Source organism: Sphingomonas sp. UYP23 (genome assembly GCF_054059235.1).
Map to the genome: position 1 here is coordinate 2,098,433 of NZ_JBSSBX010000001.1, position 17,986 is coordinate 2,116,418.

19 protein-coding genes are annotated in these 17,986 nt (G+C 66.9%); 10 read left to right on the forward strand and 9 right to left on the reverse strand.

What is annotated here, in order from left to right:
* Positions 1–67 precede the first annotated feature (67 nt).
* Genes ACVWYO_RS10375 through rpmF form a run of 3 tightly spaced genes read right to left on the reverse strand, consistent with a single transcriptional unit; the run spans position 68 to position 2,306 of the window.
* Positions 68–1,045, reverse strand: coding sequence for a beta-ketoacyl-ACP synthase III (locus ACVWYO_RS10375; RefSeq protein WP_457350525.1), 978 nt, complete (start codon positions 1,043–1,045; stop codon positions 68–70).
* Between the two features lie 8 nt (positions 1,046–1,053).
* On the reverse strand, positions 1,054–2,085 hold the full coding sequence (plsX, locus tag ACVWYO_RS10380) for a phosphate acyltransferase PlsX (RefSeq protein WP_457350527.1): 1,032 nt from the start codon (positions 2,083–2,085) through the stop codon (positions 1,054–1,056).
* Between the two features lie 41 nt (positions 2,086–2,126).
* A complete protein-coding gene (gene rpmF, locus ACVWYO_RS10385) occupies positions 2,127–2,306 on the reverse strand; it encodes a 50S ribosomal protein L32 (RefSeq protein ID WP_010184208.1) in 180 nt (59 codons plus the stop codon).
* Positions 2,307–2,507: 201 nt separating this feature from the next.
* Between rpmF and ACVWYO_RS10390 the strand changes: the two genes are divergently transcribed.
* Positions 2,508–2,945 carry an MAPEG family protein gene (locus ACVWYO_RS10390; RefSeq protein ID WP_457350530.1) on the forward strand — a complete coding sequence of 146 codons (438 nt, stop codon included), beginning with the start codon at positions 2,508–2,510 and terminating at the stop codon, positions 2,943–2,945.
* 3 nt (positions 2,946–2,948) lie between these two features.
* Here the strand turns inward: ACVWYO_RS10390 and ACVWYO_RS10395 are convergent, their stop codons facing one another.
* Positions 2,949–3,800 (reverse strand): hypothetical protein, encoded by an 852-nt coding sequence (locus ACVWYO_RS10395; RefSeq protein WP_457350532.1) that lies wholly within the window; start codon positions 3,798–3,800, stop codon positions 2,949–2,951.
* A gap of 156 nt (positions 3,801–3,956) precedes the next feature.
* On the opposite strand from ACVWYO_RS10395, the gene ACVWYO_RS10400 reads away from it, so the two are divergent.
* The gene (locus ACVWYO_RS10400; protein ID WP_457350534.1) at positions 3,957–5,618 is read left to right on the forward strand and encodes an ATP-binding protein; all 1,662 of its coding nucleotides are present in this window, start codon (positions 3,957–3,959) and stop codon (positions 5,616–5,618) included.
* Between the two features lie 116 nt (positions 5,619–5,734).
* Positions 5,735–6,589 carry a metallophosphoesterase gene (locus ACVWYO_RS10405; RefSeq protein WP_457350536.1) on the forward strand — a complete coding sequence of 285 codons (855 nt, stop codon included), beginning with the start codon at positions 5,735–5,737 and terminating at the stop codon, positions 6,587–6,589.
* A 3-nt stretch (positions 6,590–6,592) separates the two neighbouring features.
* Here ACVWYO_RS10405 and ACVWYO_RS10410 read toward each other — a convergent pair whose 3' ends face one another.
* On the reverse strand, positions 6,593–8,059 hold the full coding sequence (locus ACVWYO_RS10410) for a peptidoglycan DD-metalloendopeptidase family protein (protein WP_457350537.1): 1,467 nt from the start codon (positions 8,057–8,059) through the stop codon (positions 6,593–6,595).
* 262 nt (positions 8,060–8,321) lie between these two features.
* On the opposite strand from ACVWYO_RS10410, the gene ACVWYO_RS10415 reads away from it, so the two are divergent.
* The 6 genes from ACVWYO_RS10415 (at position 8,322) to ACVWYO_RS10440 (ending at position 13,919) form a co-directional block, all read left to right on the forward strand.
* Positions 8,322–10,847, forward strand: a complete 2,526-nt coding sequence (locus ACVWYO_RS10415) for a helicase-related protein (RefSeq protein WP_457350539.1) — start codon at positions 8,322–8,324, stop codon at positions 10,845–10,847.
* 24 nt (positions 10,848–10,871) lie between these two features.
* The gene (locus ACVWYO_RS10420) at positions 10,872–11,174 is read left to right on the forward strand and encodes a S4 domain-containing protein (protein WP_457354939.1); all 303 of its coding nucleotides are present in this window, start codon (positions 10,872–10,874) and stop codon (positions 11,172–11,174) included.
* A gap of 33 nt (positions 11,175–11,207) precedes the next feature.
* Entirely contained in the window at positions 11,208–11,546 is a 339-nt protein-coding gene (gene fdxA / locus ACVWYO_RS10425) for a ferredoxin FdxA (protein ID WP_140851457.1), read from the forward strand.
* 252 nt (positions 11,547–11,798) lie between these two features.
* Positions 11,799–12,332, forward strand: a complete 534-nt coding sequence (locus ACVWYO_RS10430) for a CarD family transcriptional regulator (RefSeq protein WP_457350542.1) — start codon at positions 11,799–11,801, stop codon at positions 12,330–12,332.
* Between the two features lie 111 nt (positions 12,333–12,443).
* Positions 12,444–13,172, forward strand: coding sequence for a head GIN domain-containing protein (locus ACVWYO_RS10435; protein ID WP_457350544.1), 729 nt, complete (start codon positions 12,444–12,446; stop codon positions 13,170–13,172).
* A gap of 42 nt (positions 13,173–13,214) precedes the next feature.
* On the forward strand, positions 13,215–13,919 hold the full coding sequence (locus ACVWYO_RS10440; RefSeq protein ID WP_457354941.1) for a GIN domain-containing protein: 705 nt from the start codon (positions 13,215–13,217) through the stop codon (positions 13,917–13,919).
* Positions 13,920–13,925: 6 nt separating this feature from the next.
* Here ACVWYO_RS10440 and ACVWYO_RS10445 read toward each other — a convergent pair whose 3' ends face one another.
* Genes ACVWYO_RS10445 through mgtE form a run of 3 tightly spaced genes read right to left on the reverse strand, consistent with a single transcriptional unit; the run spans position 13,926 to position 16,119 of the window.
* Positions 13,926–14,342, reverse strand: coding sequence for a DUF1489 family protein (locus ACVWYO_RS10445; RefSeq protein WP_457350546.1), 417 nt, complete (start codon positions 14,340–14,342; stop codon positions 13,926–13,928).
* Between the two features lie 46 nt (positions 14,343–14,388).
* Positions 14,389–14,694, reverse strand: a complete 306-nt coding sequence (locus ACVWYO_RS10450) for a hypothetical protein (RefSeq protein ID WP_457350548.1) — start codon at positions 14,692–14,694, stop codon at positions 14,389–14,391.
* A 21-nt stretch (positions 14,695–14,715) separates the two neighbouring features.
* Positions 14,716–16,119, reverse strand: coding sequence for a magnesium transporter (mgtE, locus tag ACVWYO_RS10455; RefSeq protein ID WP_457350550.1), 1,404 nt, complete (start codon positions 16,117–16,119; stop codon positions 14,716–14,718).
* A gap of 147 nt (positions 16,120–16,266) precedes the next feature.
* Here mgtE and ACVWYO_RS10460 point away from each other — a divergent pair, with 147 nt between their 5' ends.
* Positions 16,267–16,728 carry a peptidylprolyl isomerase gene (locus ACVWYO_RS10460; RefSeq protein ID WP_457350552.1) on the forward strand — a complete coding sequence of 154 codons (462 nt, stop codon included), beginning with the start codon at positions 16,267–16,269 and terminating at the stop codon, positions 16,726–16,728.
* Between the two features lie 50 nt (positions 16,729–16,778).
* Here the strand turns inward: ACVWYO_RS10460 and ACVWYO_RS10465 are convergent, their stop codons facing one another.
* The gene (locus ACVWYO_RS10465; protein WP_457350554.1) at positions 16,779–17,669 is read right to left on the reverse strand and encodes a LysR substrate-binding domain-containing protein; all 891 of its coding nucleotides are present in this window, start codon (positions 17,667–17,669) and stop codon (positions 16,779–16,781) included.
* Positions 17,670–17,986 lie beyond the last annotated feature (317 nt).

Below are 17,986 nucleotides of genomic sequence, written 5' to 3' on the forward strand. Positions count from 1 at the left end.
ACGAACCCTTACGCTATCATAACAAAGCGAATGGGAAAAGGTGTTGGCTCCCGATATTTAACAATCGTTAGAACCGGATGACGGCAGCGCCCCAGGTAAATCCGCCGCCCATCGCCTCGAGCACGATCAAATCGCCCCGCGTGATTCGTCCGTCCTTGACTGCGGTATCGAGCGCAAGCGGGACCGACGCTGCCGAAGTATTGGCATGCTGGTCGACGGTAACGATAACACGTTCGGGGGGGAGGTGGAGCTTGCGCGCGGTCGCGTCGAGAATCCGCGCATTGGCCTGGTGCGGCACAACCCAATCGACATCGGCGGCGGTCAACCCGGCGCGGTCGAGCGTTTCGGTCATCACCGCGGCGAGATTGACGACGGCGTGGCGGAATACCTCGCGGCCCTTCATGCGGACCTTGCCGACGGTCCCCGTGGTCGAGGGGCCGCCATCGACATAGAGCATTTCGTTATGACGGCCGTCGGCGTGGAGCCGCATCGCGAGGATGCCGCGCCCTTCATTGCCGGTGTCGTGCGTGTCCTGCGCCTCGAGCACGACCGCACCCGCGCCATCGCCGAACAGCACGCAGGTCGTGCGGTCTTCCCAGTCGAGGATTCGGCTGAACGTCTCTGCACCGATCACCAGCGCACGCTTGGCAGCGCCGCTGCGCAACATGCTGTCGGCGACCTGCAGCGCATAGAGGAAGCCCGAGCACACCGCTGCGACATCGAACGCGACGCAATCGTCGATGCCGAGCATCGCCTGCACCTTCGTCGCGCTCGACGGGAAAGTCTGGTCGGGGGTGGCCGTCGCGAGCACGATCAGATCGATCTCGTGCGCCGAAATGCCCGCAGAACCGAGTGCCGCACGGCACGCATCGGCGGCGAGCGTCGCGGTGGTCTCGTCGGGGCTGGCGATGTGGCGGAAGCGGATGCCGGTGCGCTCGACGATCCATTCGTCCGACGTGTCGACGGTCTCGGCGAGTTCGGCATTGGAGACGCGGCGTGCGGGCAGCGCCGATCCGGTGCCGATGATAACGCTACGGACTGACATAGGGGGCATTACGCTGCCTTTTTCTCGAAATCGCCCAGATCCTCGGCAATCCGCCGTGTGAGATCGTCGCGCACCATCTTCGCGGCGGCCGCGATCGCGGTGCACACGCCGATCTCGTTGGCGCCGCCATGGCTTTTGACCACCAACCCGTTGAGCCCGAGAAACACGGCACCATTATGGTTGTTCGGGTCGAGATGATGGCGCAGCAATTCGGTCGCGGGGCGGGAGATGAGGAAGCCGATCTTCGAGCGCGTCGAGGAGCGGAAGGCGCGCTTGAGCAGATCGGCGACGAAGCGCGCGGTCCCCTCGGCGGTCTTCAGCGCGATGTTGCCCGAGAAACCGTCGCACACAATCACGTCGACATCGCCGCGCGACAATTTGTCGCCTTCGATAAAACCGGTGAAGTCGAGCGGGAGGTGCGTTGCGGCGCGCAAGGCGGTCGCTGCGTCGCGAATCGTCTCGGTGCCCTTCTGATCCTCGCTGCCGATGTTGAGCAACGCGACGCGTGGGCGTGCCAGTTCGAGCGTGGTGCGAGCGTACGCAGCACCCATCACCGCGAACTGGATGAGATTGCGCGAATCGCACTCGGTATTGGCGCCGAGATCGAGCACGACGGTGTCGGTGGCGCCGAGCGAGGGCATCAGTCCGGCAAGCGCAGGCCGATCGATCCCGGGGATCATCCGGAGCGACAGCTTCGACATCGCCATCAGCGCGCCGGTGTTGCCGCTCGACACGCACGCGGCGGCACGGCCCTGCTTGACCATGTCGATGGCGATTCCCATCGACGTGGACTTGGCACGGCGCAGCGCCTGGCTCGGCTTCTCGCTCGAGCCGATCACGTCTGGCGCATGGACGATCTCGGACTGCGCGCTGAGGTTGGGGTGATCCTTCAACCCAGCCGCGATCGCGGCCTCATCCCCAACGAGGATGAAGCGCATGTCCTCGAACCGGCGGCGCGCACGCGCAACGCCGGCGAGCATCACCGCCAGGCCTTCATCGCCGCCCATCGCATCGATCGCGATCCGGGAGCTGTTCGTCACGCTGGTCGCTCCCTGTTTAACTGGCCGGGCGATGCGTCGAATCAGCCTTCGACCGAAAGGATCTCGCGGCCGTTATAGTGACCGCACGACGGGCACAGATTGTGCGGACGCTTCAGTTCGCCGCAGTTCGGGCATTCCTGGAACGACGCGACCGTCAGCGAATCGTGGCTGCGACGCATGCCGCGCTTGGACGGCGTGGTTTTTCTTTTGGGGACGGCCATTTTGGCGAAACCTTATTCGTGTCTGACAGATGCGATACGCCCGGTCGTGGCTCCTACGCAACCAACGCCTGACGTTGGCCGCGCAAGCGGCACCGATGCCAGACAAATCGCGAAGATGGCGGCCTATAGCGATTCTCCACGACGTTGCAAGCTTGTGCATGGGGTGCCAGGGTCGCCGCACGGACATTTTGGGGATTGTCGATGGGATATATCATGCTGCCGATCGCGCTCGTGACGGCGGGCGCCGCGGCGATCGTGAACCTGTGGCTGGCGATGCGCACCGGGGCGATTCGCCACCAGACCAAGATCAGCGTCGGCGATGGCGGGAACGAACTGCTCATCCGCCGGATGCGCGCGCATGCCAATTTCATCGAATCGGCCCCCTTCATCGTGATCCTGATCGCGTTGATCGAATTCACCACCGGCACGAGCCTGTGGCTGTGGGCGGCGAGCGCGCTGTTCCTGGTGGCGCGCGTGGTGCATCCGCTCGGGATGGACGGAATGCGGCTTGGGCGCGAGGCGGGGACGCTGGTGACCTTCGCGTTGCTGCTCGGTTTGGGCGGCTATGCCGTGACACTGCCGTTCCTGGCGCCGGCGGGGCACCGCGTGCCGGCCGTCAGCGCAGCGCCGGCTGGGTAAGTCTCAGCGCATCGTCGTCAGGCCCGGATACCAGGCGCGCCATCGCTCGGCGAGCGCGGCACCCTCGATCCGCTTGAAGTCGAGCCGATAATATTGGAGCGCGGCGCTCCCCTTATTGTCGAGCGCCAGCATCGCGCCGGCGTCGAGCGTCATGCAGCGCGGCATCGGCAGTCCGGTCGGCGCTAGCGAGCGGCCGGCAGCGGGGCCGGCCGCGCCATCGAGCGCGTCGAACGCGCGTTGTGTGTCGACGGCGAGGATCGCGGGATAGCGCGTGGCGGTGGGACGGCTCGATTCGCCGGGGGCAATACGAACGTCGACCAGGCGGACAACGGCATCTTCGTAGAGCCGCGTTTCGCCCGATCGCGTGGCGCCGGGGGTTGCGGCATCGTCGAAATGGCGGAACTCGATTCGGTAGAAATGCTGTGGCACGGTTCCGCGATTGACCGGACGATGCGGCGCCTGCGGATCGGCCGCGGTGCATTCGAGTTCTGGCGTGCCCTTGGGCGGCGGCGCACTGTGCCAATGCTCGCCGTTCCGCCCGCCGGTGGGTTCGAGATACTGGTCGCCCGGCCCGCCGCCGCCGAGATGCGTCGTCCCCGACGAACGCGCGAAGATCGACGGATAGGGATGGCCGTGGAGCTGCATCGCGAAACCGGGTGGGTTGGCGACCTCCATCAGCAGGATGTGATCGTCGCCGTAGCGGATGCGGTGGACCGCAGGTGCTGCGATCTCTGCATCGTAGCGCGGCGCGAAATCATAGCCCCAGGCATTGGGCGCGACTCGCTCCTGCGCGATCGCGGCGGTCGCCGCAACGATCCCGATGGCGGCCAGGCCGAGTGTGCGGTGATGCTGCATCCGATCCCCCGATCGCGGTGATCCTCTACCCGAAACCGCCTGCCGGCAAGCCGCAACGCGCTGTCGCGGCGCGGCGTGTGCCGCGCGATCCTCACCGGATGTTTACCGATTTTCCTGCATGGCGGTGGCCTTAGCCCCGGGGGGACACGACACATCATGACCGAGATGCCGAGCGCACACAGTTTCGCGCCCAACGTCCAACTGACACGCGCGCCGGATCGGGGGACGGCGTGCATCGGCATGGTGTTCGAGATTGCCGGCTCGAGCAGCCTGGTGATGCTCGATCCGCTCGCACTCGACGCGACGATGCAGGACCCGGATCCGGTCATCGCCACCGCGGGGTCGGTCGGCAGCCAGATCAAGATGCGCGTCGGGGGCACTTGGCTGATCGCCAATATCCGCTCGCTCAAACTGATCGACGGGCATGACGACCGGATTGCCGCGACGGTCGATTTCCTCGGCGAGGGCGACGAGGAGAAGCTGACCGGCAAGCTCTACAAGTTCCGCCGTGGCGTGACGCGCTATCCGACCCCAGGCTGCGCGGTGTTCCCGGTGTCGACCAGCGACCTCAAGCAGATCTACGCCGCCGACGACCGCGCGCATATCGAGATCGGGACGGTCTATCCGACCAAGGACATCCGTGCCGCGCTCTATGTCGATGCGATGCTCGGCAAGCATTTCGCGCTGCTCGGCAGCACCGGCACGGGCAAATCGACCAGCGCCGCGCTGATCCTTCACCGCATCTGCGAGCTCAGCCCGCAGGGGCATATCGTGATGGTCGATCCGCACGGCGAATACGCCGCTGCGTTCAAGGGCAATGGCGCGATCTACGACGTGTCGAACCTGCAGATGCCGTATTGGCTGATGAACTTCGAGGAACATTGCGAGGTGTTCGTCACGAGCTCGGGGTCGGAAAAGCAGATCGACGCCGACATCCTCGCCAAATGCCTGCTCATGGCGCGCGCCAAGGGGCGGCTGGGGCAGGAGATCAGCAAGCTGACGGTCGATGCGCCAGTGCCGTATCTGCTCAGCGACCTGACCAATCTGATCGGCCTCGAAATGGGCAAGATGGACCGCGCGGGCGATACCGCGCCGTATCTGCGGCTCCGCACCAAGATCGACGAGATCAAGGCCGATCCACGGTATGGCTTCATGTTTTCCGGCATGCTCGTCGCAGATACGATGGCGGGCTTTATCGAGCGAATCTTCCGTCTGCCCGGCGACGGCAAGCCGATCTCGATCATCGACGTGTCGGGCGTGCCCTCCGAGATCACGTCGGTCGTGGTGGCGGTGCTCAGCCGGATGGTGTTCGATTTCGCGATCTGGTCGCGCGGCGAGCCGCAGCGGCCGATCCTGCTCGTCTGCGAGGAAGCGCATCGCTACATCCCTGCGGGCGACGGCAATGGGTCGAGCGTCGGGCGGATCCTGTCGCGAATCGCCAAGGAGGGGCGCAAATACGGCGTGTCGCTCGGGCTGATCACGCAGCGACCGTCGGATCTCGCCGAGGGCGTGCTCTCGCAATGCGGCACGATCATCGCGATGCGGCTCAACAACGATCGCGACCAGGCGTTCGTCCGCGCGGCGATGCCCGAGGGTGCGCGCGGATTCCTCGATTCGATCCCCGCGCTACGCAATCGCGAATGCATCATCTGCGGCGAGGGCGTCGCGATCCCGATCCGTGTCTCGTTCGATTCGCTCGCCGACGACAAGCGGCCGGCGTCGGACGATCCGCTCTTCTCGCAATTGTGGCGGCAGACCGGCGGCGAAGGCGACATCATCGCGCGCACGCTGAAGCGGTGGCGCGCGCAGGGGCGGTAGCGACGGACCTGGCCGTCCGCGTGCTGAGGGCGCGGTGCTCCGCCGGACGGAGGTCTGGTTCCAGAGATCGCGTCGGCGTGGCACAAGCAGTCACGTGATCAACACAGGAGACCGTGGTGCCGCTGCGACCGAGCAAGCTCCTGATGATGGCGCTCATCCCCGCCGTGGCCTTGCTATCGGTGGGGTGGGTCGGTTTCTCGAATGCGACGGCAATCCCGATCGAGCGGACCACGACCGTCGCGCTCGACGGGCTGCCCGATGGCACGCCGCCGATCCGCGTCGCGCTCCTGTCCGATATCCATGTCGGAAATGTCGGCATGCGCCCGGCGCGATTGGCGCAGATCGTACGCGCGGTGAACGCCGCGCGGCCCGATCTCGTCGTGCTCGCAGGCGACTTCGTGATCGGCGAGCAGAAAGCGGGTGCCGCGACGCGCGCGTTGGAGCTGGCGCCGCTTGCTGGGCTGCGCGCCACCGGCGGCGTGTATGCCGTGCTCGGCAATCACGACCATTGGACCGATCCTGAAGCGATCCGGCAAAATCTCGCGCGCGCGGGCGTTCGCGTGCTCGAAAACGCGACGATCCGGAGCGGGCCGCTGGCGCTGGTGGGAATCGGGGATCGCTTCTCAAGCCATGACGACATCGCGCGGTCGGTGGCGCGCGCCGATGCCGTGGGCGGGGTTCCGCTGGCGTTCACGCACTCGCCTGATATCGCGCCGGACCTGCCGAAACGCTTTCAGGTGCTGCTGGCGGGGCATACGCATTGCGGGCAGGTGGTGCTCCCATGGATCGGCCCGCTCGTCCGCACGTCGCATGGGCATCGCCTGTACGATCCGAGATACCGCTGCGGGCGGATCGATTCGGCGGGGCGTTCGGTCTTGGTCACGGCAGGCGTCGGGTCTGGCACCTTGCCGCTGCGGATCGGTGCGATGCCCGACTGGTGGCTGATCGTGCTGAAGCCGCGGAACGCCTGAGGCTTACGCCCCCGGCTTGACCGCGAGCAGGCTCGCCACCTTCGCCTTGAACGCGCGCAATTGCTCGCCCGATAGCGTCGCGACGCTCGAGAAGGAGAAGCCGCGCGGATTGACCGCGACGCCGCCGCGCAGCACTTCCCAGTGCAGATGCGGGCCGGTCGACATGCCGCTATTGCCCGAATAGCCGATCACCTCGCCGCGCGACACGTGCTGGCCCGAGCGGGTCGCGAAGCGGCTGAGATGGCCGTAGCAGGTGACGATATTGCCGCCATGCGCCATCTTGATGAGATTGCCATAGCCACCGGCGCGCCCGGCATAGACGATCGTGCCGTCGGCGGGAGCGTGGACCGGCGTGCCCCAGGGCGTGCCGATGTCGATCCCCTTGTGCATCCGCGTGAAGCCGAGGAGCGGGTGGAAGCGCATTCCGAACGACGAGGTCACGCGCGCCATCGAGACCGGCATCGTGAACATGCCCTGCCGCTCGGCCTGGCCGCTCGCCTCGTACCAGGTGCCGTCGGTCCATTGCACGAGCTGGGTCTTGGCGGCGCCGTGGTCGAGCCCGGCGAAGAGCAGGTTGCCGAGCTGCGTCTCGCCCGTCGCGGCGCGTTTGCGCTCGATCACCAGGTCGTACGAATCGTCGCGTCCGACGCGGCCGATCGCGAACTTGCTCGCGATCGCCTTGATGTACGTTTCGACCAGCTTGACCGGAACGCCCGCGGCACGCGCCGAGCGGTACAGGCTGCTGCCGACCGGGCCCTGGATGCGCAATGGGGTATTGTCGATCGCGATCGCCTGCCTGGTCAGCACGAGCTGGTCGCCGATGCGCTTGAGTGTCAGTTCCTGGTCGAAGCGTGCGCGCAACGCGAGCGCCTCGAGCGGGCGCGCGACGCTGCGATTGGGGCGCCGGCCGAGCGTCATCGGGACTTGCGTGCCGGGTTTCAGATCGCCGAGCGGGACCGCGCCCGCAATCAGCGCGACGGCGTTTTGCGAATCGCGCTCGGAAACGCCCGCGCGCTCGAGCATGTCGCCGAAACTGTCGCCCTGGCCGACGGTCGCGGTGCGGTCCTCGACGGGGCGTTCGGGGGCTTCGGCGAGCGGGACGACGAGATCGTTCGATGCCATGTGGCGCCCGCTGTTCGCGCCGAGCGCGAGCGGCAGGATCGCCTGCGCGCGGACTTCGTCGCGGTCGGCGCCGCTGAGCGGGGTCGGGACCACGCCGAGGATCGGGCGCGTGATCGGCGGGGCGATCGCGAGCGCGGTGGCGCACAACGCGGCGCAGGTCGCGGTACCCCGCCACCAGTCGAGCGTGCCGATCCGCGATCCGAGATCGGGAACCCAATCGACCTTGAGCGCGGCGGCGCGGAGTTTTTCGAGACGTGTCAGCTCGGGATTGGGGACGATCGCGCGGCCGAATGCGATGGCGGCGGTGCCTCCCGCCTGATCGAGCCCATGGTCGTTACGCAAGAACAAGGATTAGCGCCCCCGAAAAATCGACACACGCTGCTCGTTCCGCCCCGCAGCATGGAGCAGCCTGACTGTGGGGCCAAAACCCTAAAGTCAAATTAACCCCGCGCTTTGAACGGCTTCGGTACGCCAAGGCGTGGCAGTCTTGCGACGGGATGGTGGAACGCTTTTTTCCTGCGTGTTTTTGCATGTTTAACGTGCGCACAGGAGATCGTATTTCTCCCTAGTGGTTGCACTTGGGTGCACGGCACGCAATGTTGCGTCCGTCATGCAGCGTACCGCAGAACATGCCGTCACGGCTGTGTTGGGACCGACCAATACCGGCAAGACCCATCTCGCGGTCGAGCGGATGTGCGGGCATTCGAGCGGCATGATCGGCTTTCCGCTGCGCCTGCTCGCGCGCGAGGTCTATGACCGCGTCGTCAAGCTCAAGGGCGAGAGCCGCGTCGCGCTGATCACCGGCGAAGAGAAGATCGTCCCTAAGGACGCGCGCTGGTTCCTGTGTACCGCCGAATCGATGCCGCTCGACAAGGATCTGGCGTTCGTCGCGCTCGACGAGGCGCAACTGGGGGCCGATCCCGAGCGCGGCCACGTCTTCACCGACCGCATTCTGCGCGCACGGGGTCGCGAGGAGACAATGCTGCTCGGATCGGAATCGCTCCGGCCGATGCTGAAGGCGCTGGTGCCGGGAATCGAGATCATCAACCGGCCGCGCTTCTCGACGCTGAGCTATGCCGGCGCGAAGAAGATCAGCCGCCTGCCGAAGCGCTCGGCGATCGTCGCGTTCAGCGCCGAGGAAGTCTATGCCGTCGCCGAGATGCTGCGGCGCTTGCGCGGTGGCGCGGCGGTGGTGATGGGCGCGCTGTCGCCGCGCACGCGCAACGCGCAGGTCGCGATGTTCCAGGCGGGCGAGGTCGATTATCTCGTCGCAACCGATGCGATCGGCATGGGGCTCAACATGGACGTGGCGCATGTCGCCTTTGCCAGCCTCAACAAGTTCGACGGCCATCGCCAGCGCCGCCTGCGCGTTGCCGAAATGGCGCAGATCGCCGGGCGCGCCGGGCGGCACCAGCGCGACGGGACGTTTGGTGCGCTCGTCGAGGAAGGGCCGGGGGCGTTCACGCCCGAGGAAGTGTTCGCGATCGAGGAACATCGCTTCCCGCCGCTCGAGCAGCTCTATTGGCGGCAGGGCGAGCCCGATTATTCCAGCATCGACGCGCTGATCGAAAGCCTCGAGCAGCGGCCCGAACACCGCGTTTTGTGGGCGGCGCCGCAATCGACCGATCTCGCGGTGTTGAAGCGGATGGCCGAGGAGCCCGGCGTGCGCGGACGCTGCCGCTCGCCGGCGATGGTCGCGCGGTTGTGGGCGGCGTGCGGGGTGCCCGATTTCCGCAAGCTCGGGGTCGATCCGCACACGCGCTTCGTTGCGCGGCTGTTCGGGTATCTGAGCGAGGGGCTGGGTTACATCCCGCACGACTGGTTCGCTGCCGAGATCGCGCGGCTCGACAATGTCGCGGGCGATGTCGAGATGCTCGCGGGCCGGATCGCGGCGGCGCGGAGCTGGTCGTACATCGCCAATCGGGCCGACTGGCTCGCCGATCCGGCGCATTGGTCGGCGCGCGCGGGGGCGGTCGAGGAACGGCTGTCCGATGCGCTCCATGTGAGTCTTACGCAGCGCTTCGTCGACAAGCGCACGACGCTGCTGATGCGGCAGATCGGCGCCGATCCGCGTGCGCTGCCCGTCACGATCGGCGCGCAGGGCGAGGTGATGGTCGAGGATCATGCGATCGGCCGGCTCGACGGCTTCCGCTTCGTCGTCGCGCCCGATGCGCGCGCGACCGACAAGCGCTTGCTGCTGGCCGCCGCCGAACGCCGCCTCGGCGACGAACGGGCGCGGCGCGGAGTGGCGCTGGCCGAAGCAGAGGATAGCGATCTGGGTCTGTCTGCAGAGGTCGGCGCGGTGCCGACCGTGCTGTGGGGCGAGCTCGCGGTGGCTACGCTCGCGCCCGGGCCGACGCTGCTGCGGCCGCGCGTGCTGCTCGACCGCGCGCTCGATTGCCTGAGCGTCGAGGCGCGGGGCAAGATCGAGGCGCGGCTGCGGCTGTGGCTCGCCGGGCAGTTGAAGCGCAGCGTGCCGGGGCTGGTGGTGCTCGACGGCGTCCAGCGCGATCCGGCTGCGAGTCCGGCCTCGCGCGCCGTTGCGGCGGCGCTGGTCGCGCATGGCGGGATCGTCGCGCGGGCGGACATCGCGGTGGCGGTCGACGGGCTCGATCCGGTTGCGCGGAAAGCGTTTCGCGGGGCGGGGTTCACGGTCGGCGCGCTCGACCTGTTCGACCCAAGGCTGCTCAAGCCCGGCGCGGCGCGCTGGCGGCGCGTGCTGCTCGCCGCGCGCAGCCCATGCCCGGTCGGGGCGGGGCCGCGCGAAGGGGCTACGGTTCTCGATCGCGCCGCCCCCGGCGCGACGTTCGCGCATGGTTATCGTCCGGTCGGCGCGCAGGCGGTGCGGATCGACCTGATCGAACGGATCGCACGTGCGGCGCATGACGCGCGCGGCAGCCAGGGGCGCAAACCCTTCGTGCTCGATCCCGCGCTTGCGCTGTCGATGGGGCTGACGCGGGCGACGCTCGAGCAATTGATGGGCGGTTTCGGCTTCCGCCCCGCGCCGAGCGATGACGACACACCCCGCTGGACGTGGCGCGGCCGACCGCCGGTGCGCAGCGCGCCGCCGCCGCGCGATACCGCGATGGCCGGGGCAATGGCAGGCGCCTTCGCCGCGCTTGGATCGGCGGGGTAGCGCTTGGGCGGTGCCGAGCAGACGATGCGGCTCGACCGCTTCTTGTGGTTCGCGCGGATCGTCAAGACGCGCGCGATCGCGCAGGGGATGGCGGCAAGCGGGCATCTCCGCATCGACGGTCGCGCGGTCGACAAGCCTGCCGCGCTGGTGCGGGTCGGCAGCGTCGTCGCCTTCGCGACGCCCGCGGGCCGGGTGCGCGCCCTGCGCGTCGCGGCCTTGCCGCAGCGGCGCGGCCCGCCCGAAGCGGGGCGCGCCTGCTATGACGACCTGCTCGAAAATAACAGATCGGAGCGCGCAAGCGTTGACGCCGCTGACGCTCGGGCATAGCAGCACAAGCGTTCGTACTCCGGGAGTGTTTTAATGACCTACGTCGTCACCGATGCCTGCATCAAGTGCAAGTACATGGACTGCGTCGAGGTGTGCCCGGTCGATTGCTTCTACGAAGGCGAGAACATGCTGGTGATCAATCCCAGCGAGTGCATCGATTGCGGCGTGTGCGAGCCCGAATGCCCCGCCGAAGCGATCCTGCCCGATACCGAATCGGGTCTCGAGCAGTGGCTCGAACTCAACACGACCTTCTCTGGGCAATGGCCCAACGTCACGCGCAACGCGCAACAGACGCCGGCCGACGCCGACGCGTGGAAGGGCAAGCCGGGCAAGATGGAGTTCTTCTCGCCCGAGCCCGGCGCCGGCGACTGACGTTACGCGACTCGGTGCAAATCGTGCCGGGATTCGCGATCGAACCGGAATGCAATCCGCAAAGACGGCGCGACTGCGACGTTTAGCTGGTAATTTTATTACGACTCTGTTAAAAGGACAGGGACGGAAGCGCCATTGCGCGCGCTTTCGGCACGGAGACGTACAACAACACCCACATCCGCACGTGCTCCGCAGCTTTTCTGCCGCGGATGCGTTGCACCGGATACCCGGTCCACAGAAAGGTCTTACGGAATGGCTGCCAAGGCGCTGTCCTTCGACGTCGGCGATTATGTCGTTTATCCCAAGCACGGTGTCGGCCGTGTGATCGAGCTTCAACGGCAGGAAATCGCCGGGATGCAGCTTGAACTCTATGTGCTGCGGTTCGAAAAAGAGCGCATGACGCTGCGCGTGCCAACCAACAAGGCGGAAAGCGTCGGGATGCGCAAGCTCTCGAGCGACAAGACGCTGCGCGAGGCGCTCGATACGCTGACCGGCAAGCCGCGCGTCAAGCGCACCATGTGGTCGCGTCGCGCGCAGGAATATGAAGCGAAGATCAATTCGGGCGATCTCGTGTCGATCGCCGAAGTGGTGCGCGATCTGTTCCGGGCCGACGACCAGCCCGAGCAGAGCTATTCCGAGCGCCAGATCTTCGAAGGCGCGACCAGCCGCCTCGCGCGCGAGCTCGCCGCGATGGAGCAGGTTGACGAGCCGACCGCTCAGGAAAAGATCCTCGACATCCTGCGCAAGGCTGCCGCGATCCATAACAAGGACAAGGCTCCGGCCTGATCCTTCGCGCAGTACGCGTGCAATCAGGGGGCGGCCGGCAACGGTCGCCCCTTTTTTGTTGCGCGAGCGATTCCGTGGCGTATTAATGTTGCAATACACAGGAGCTTTGTCATGCGCATCCTTCCCCTGCTGATCGCTGTCCCGCTCGCCGCCTGTTCGTTCAGCAGCGACGCATCGCCACCGAGCGGTACGCAATCGGGGCCGAGCGGCACGCGCAGCTTCGCGATCGCCGATTTCACCGGCGTCGCGCTGCGCGGCTCGGACGATATTGACGTGCGCGTCGGTACGGGCTTTTCGGTCCGCGCCGAGGGGCCGCGCGCCGAGCTCGACAAGCTCGAGATCGTCCGCGTCGGCACTACGCTGCGGGTCGGTCGCAAGAAGACTCTCGGTGGCTTCAGCTGGGGTACGCAGGACAGCGTCAAGGTGTTCGTGACGATGCCGCGGATCGTCGCCGCGCAGATCGCGGGCTCGGGCAATATGGCAATCGACCGGATCGAGGGCGCGCGCTTCGATGGCGATGCGGCGGGTTCGGGCGATCTGTCGATCGGCACGCTGGCCGTCTCACACGCCAAGCTCGGGGTCGCCGGGTCGGGCAATATCGCCGCCAAGGGTTCGGTCGATCGCGTCGAGATCGACGTCGCCGGATCGGGCAATGTCGAGGGGCGCGGGCTCAAGGCGCGCGGCGCGACGATTTCGCTGGCCGGGTCGGGCGACATCACCGCCGATGTGAGCGGCGCGGCAAGCGTGTCGGTGGTTGGTTCGGGCAATGTCGATCTCGGGCAGGCGGCGCATTGCACGACCAACAAGGTCGGCTCTGGCGAGGTGCGCTGCGGGGGCTGATCGTGCTTGCGCAGGGCAGCGGTTGCGCGGATGGTCGCGGTGATGCTGCGTATCCTGACCTTCGCCCTGCTCGTGCCGCTCGTCTCGCTCGCCCCTGCGCAGGCGGCCGAGCGCAGCTATTTCATCGGTGATTTCGACCGAATCCGTATCGAGGGGCCGTTTGACGTTCGCCTGGCGACGCGCGGCACCCCGGCGGCGCGCGTGACCGGCGCGACCGATGGGCTCGATCTGCACGTCGATGCGCGGGTGCTGACCGTCCGGGCTGCCGCGCGCGAAGCGGACGGGGGGCGCGGTGCGCGCGCGACCGAGCCGGCGACGATTTTCGTGCGCACGACCGACCTGCACGGCGTCGCGGTGATCGGCGGTGGGAAGCTGGTGATTGCCGGGCCGCTGCGCGGGACCCGCGTCGATCTGCAGATTACGGGCAGCGGATCGATCAGCGCGCCCGAACTCGCCGCCGACCAGGTCGCGGTGACGCTTGTCGGCACGGGCGCGATGTCGCTTGGCGGTCGAACGCCGCGGCTGCGCGTGCTCAGCAGCGGCGCAGGATCGATCGATGCGAGCGCGCTGCTAGCGGACGAAGCGATTCTCCGGCTCGACGGATCGGGCGGGACCCAGGCCAATGCGCGCTACGTCGCCGATATCGTGGCGACCGGGCTCGGCGCGGTGACGGTCTCGGGCACGCCCAAATGCAAGGTCAAGGCGCCCGCCGGCGCGCCGGTGCGGTGCGGCGGCACCGCGCCGTAGCGCGCGTTAGATCAGGCCCAGCGCCGACAGCTTCGCAAGCAGCGCGGTCGGCATGGTGTCGCCCGCCACCATTCCTGCGCCTAGATCGGCGGGCGCATCGCCCGCCTCGAGATAGCGCCAGCCCTGGTGTGCACGCTTCGGGCGGCCTTCGGTCAGCACCAGCGCGGGGTCGATATGGATCGCGACGCGGCCGCCTTCGGCCTCGCCGAAGCAGAGGATCGGCGAACGCGCGACCAGCGTGTGCTTGATGATCCAGTAGAGCGAGCCACGGTTGTCCGGATCGCCGACGATCTCCTCATGCCGTTTGGGCAGGTAGCGCGTCGTCAGGAAGACCGGGCCGTCGGCGGCGCGGTCGCGCAGGCGTTCGGCGAGATGATCGAGGCTGGTCGCGCCGAACGCGACCTTGGTGAGATGAAGCGGCACAGGGCGCAAATGGGGCAGCGCGCGCTATCCGCCAACCCCGAACCGCTCAATTGTCGCGATCGGCGACGTAATGGGTCACGACGAGCGCGACGAGCACCGACCCGGCGATCGCGACCGCGGTCTCGCTGAGCGAATGCGCGTTCCAGTTCCACACCTCGAGCCCGGCATAGCCGGGCATGTTCGCGCGCCGCCCTGCGCCGAACTGCTCGATCCACTGATATTCGCGCTGCGTGATCTCGCGCATGACGCACACCGCCGACCCTGCGAAGCAGCCGATCCAGATCGCGCCACGCGTCGGCACCGCGAGCCAGCGTCCCAAGGCCCAGCAGACGAGCTGAACGCCGATCGACACCGGCAGATGGTTCCACACGGCCTAGCTGCCGAGCCCGAACAGCGTCGCCAGGCCGAGGAAGGAGAAAAAACCCATCACATCGGTCATCATCGTCACGAACACTGCCGACGACACCGCCGGATCGATATCGAGCCGGTCGAGTGTCACCGGGATCAGCACGCCCGACAGCCCGGCGATGAGGTTGTTGATCACCATCGCCATCGCGATGACGATCGCGAGGTGGGCGTTTCCGAAGACCAGAAACGTGCCGAGCCCGATGATCGTCCCGAGCATCACGCCATTGGCGGCAGCGATGCGGAACTCGCGGTAGATCATCCGGCCGGTGTTCGAACTGGTCAGCTGGTTGGTCGCAAGCGCGCGCACCATCACCGCGAGCGTCTGCGTGCCGGCATTGCCACCCATTCCCGAGACGATCGGCATCAGCACCGCGAGCAGGGCGAAGCGCCCGATCTCCCCCTGGAACAGCCCGACGACCGAGGCGGCGAGCATCGCGGTGCCGAGATTGACCACCAGCCAGGTGATCCGCGTCCGCACCGTCAGATGAATCGGCTCGTTGATGTCGCCATCGCCGGCGCCCGACAGGCGGAGGATATCCTCGCCGGCTTCCTCGGAAATGATGTGGACGATGTCGTCGACGGTGATCATCCCGACCAGCCGCCCGACCGGATCCACCACGGCGGCCGAGATCAGCGCGTATTTCTGGAAGCGCAAAGCGACCTCTTCCTGGTCCATGTCGACCGGGATCAGCGTCTGCTCGCGCTGCATCACGTCGCTGATCGCGATGCCGCGCGGCGTGCGCAGGATCCACGACAGCGCGACCGTGCCGACCGGCTTGTGCGCGGGATCGACGACGAAGATTTCCCAGAAGTCGGTGGTCAGCTCGTCATGCTGGCGCAGATAGTCGAGAACGTCGCCGACCGACCAATGCTCGGGCACCGCGATCAGCTCGCGCTGCATCAGGCGGCCGGCGGTCTCCTCGTCATAGCTCAGCGCTTCCTCGATCGCGGCGCGATCGTCGGGGTCGAGCGCGCGGAGCACCTCGCGCTGGTCGGCGGGCTCCATGTCCTCGATGATCGCGACGGCGTCGTCGGTATCGAGCTCGGAGGCGATGTTGGCCACCTGCGTCGCCGACAGCGCGTCGATCAGGTCCTCGCGGACATAATCGTTCATCTCGGCGAACACGTCGCCGTCGAGCAGGTCGGTGATCGCGGTCGCGAGCGCCGCACGATCCTCGTGCGGCGTCAGTTCGAACAGATCGGCGATGTCGGCGGGGTGGAGCGGCTCGACCAGCGCGCGCGCCGCCGCAGCGTCGCCCGCCTCGACCGCGTCGAGCACCGCGCTGACGAAAGCGGGTTTCAGTCGGTCGTCTTCATCGAGCTGCGTGGTATCGAGCTCGGGCTCGGTCAGGTCGGTCTCGCTCACCATGGACCTCCTTGGCCTGTAATCTTGGCGGTCTAGCGGCGTGTGGCAACAAAGCCAACGCCGCTTCGTTGGGCTGTGCGGCGGCGGGCGATTTGCCAGCCGTGCGCAGCCTCGCTAGGGCGGCGCATCCCCCATTCCAGGAGTTCCCCGATGGCCGATCTTCCCGAAACCCTCACGCTGACGCTCGACAGCGGTGGCGATGTCGTCATCAAGCTGCGCGGCGATCTCGCGCCGCAGCACGTCGCGCGGATTGCCGAGCTCGCCAATGCCGGCTTCTACGACGGCGTGGTTTTCCACCGCGTAATCCCCGGCTTCATGGCGCAGGGCGGCGATCCCACGGGCACCGGCATGCACGGCTCGAAGAACCACCCGAACCTGCCCGCCGAATTCTCGAAGGAGCCACATGTGCGCGGCACCGCGTCGATGGCGCGGGCGCAGGATCCGAACTCGGCGAACAGCCAGTTCTTCATCTGCTTCGACGATGCGCGCTTCCTCGACAACCAGTACACCGTCTGGGGTCAGGTCACGTCGGGCATGGAGCATGTCGACGCGCTGCCGAAGGGCGAGCCGCCGCGTACCCCGGGCAAGATCCTCAAGGCGCACGCAGCGTAACGAGCGCGTTCGAAAAGCCCCTTCCCTTGAGGGGAGGGGCTAATCTCCCCTCACACTTCCGGATCGGCGATCGTCGCGATCAGCCAATCGTGGAACAGCCGTACCGGCTTTTGCGTCAGCGCGCGCGGGCGGCAGGCAAACCAATAGCTGTACGGGCTCTCGACCGGGATATCGAACAACCGCACGATCCGATCGTCGCGCGCCTCTTCGAAATGGCTCTCGTGCATGAAGGCGATACCGAGCCCCTGCGCGGCCGCCTCGAGCATCAGCGCGCCCGAATCGAAATGATCGACCGCCAGCGGCTCGAGATCGGTAAGTCCCGCCGCCGCACGCCACGCGCTGAACGTATCGGGCATGTCGCGGTGGACGAGCGCGGTCAGCCCGGCGAGCTGGTCCGGGCTGGTAATCGGGTCTGGCCCCTCGATCAGCGCGCGCGCGCCGATCACATAGACCTGATTGCGATCGAGCCGCTTGGCATAAAGCGACGGGTCGATGTCGCGCGCGAGCGCGATCACCGCGTCGAGCCCTTCGCCCAATCGTGACAGCAGATGCGCCGCGGTGTCGATGTCGAGATGCAGCTCGGGATGTTGCGTGCGCAATTCGCCGAGTCGCGGGAACAGCTTTTGCGACGCCCAGAGCGGCAGCAGCCCGAGTCGCAGCCGCAGCACGTCGGTATTGCTCGTCATCACCTCGACCGCGTCGGACAATTGGTCGAGCGCGGGCGCGATCTGTTGCAGCAACCGGTCGCCATCGGCGTTGAGCACCACCGCCTGGTGACGGCGTTCGAACAGCGGCCGCCCGATAAAGCGTTCCAGCGCCTGGATTCGGCGACTGAGCGCGGGGGGCGACAAAGCGAGCTCTTGCGATGCCGCCTTGATCGAGCCGGTGCGGGCGACCTGCACGAACGCTTCGATTGCGGTGAGGGGCGGCAGTTTGCGCATGGTCGGCCTTTCTCCTTCTGGCATCGATATCTTGTGCGGTGCACCAAGATACCATTCGCTCTAATCCCTCCATCCTCGGTGGAGGCCGACAATGCAACGATTGCAGAAACGACAATCGCACCTCGGTTCTTTCGCACTTGCAACATAATCCGCGGTGCGTCACATAGGGGGTGCCTTTCAGGCATCCTCTCCTAAAACTTTCAAGGCCGATCCCTTCGGGGGTCGGTCTTTTTTTGTCTGTTCGCGGCCCGCGGGTCGCCCTCGTATTCGCGGAACCGCATGCCTATCTCGCGCACTTAACGGGTTTACGCGAGGAA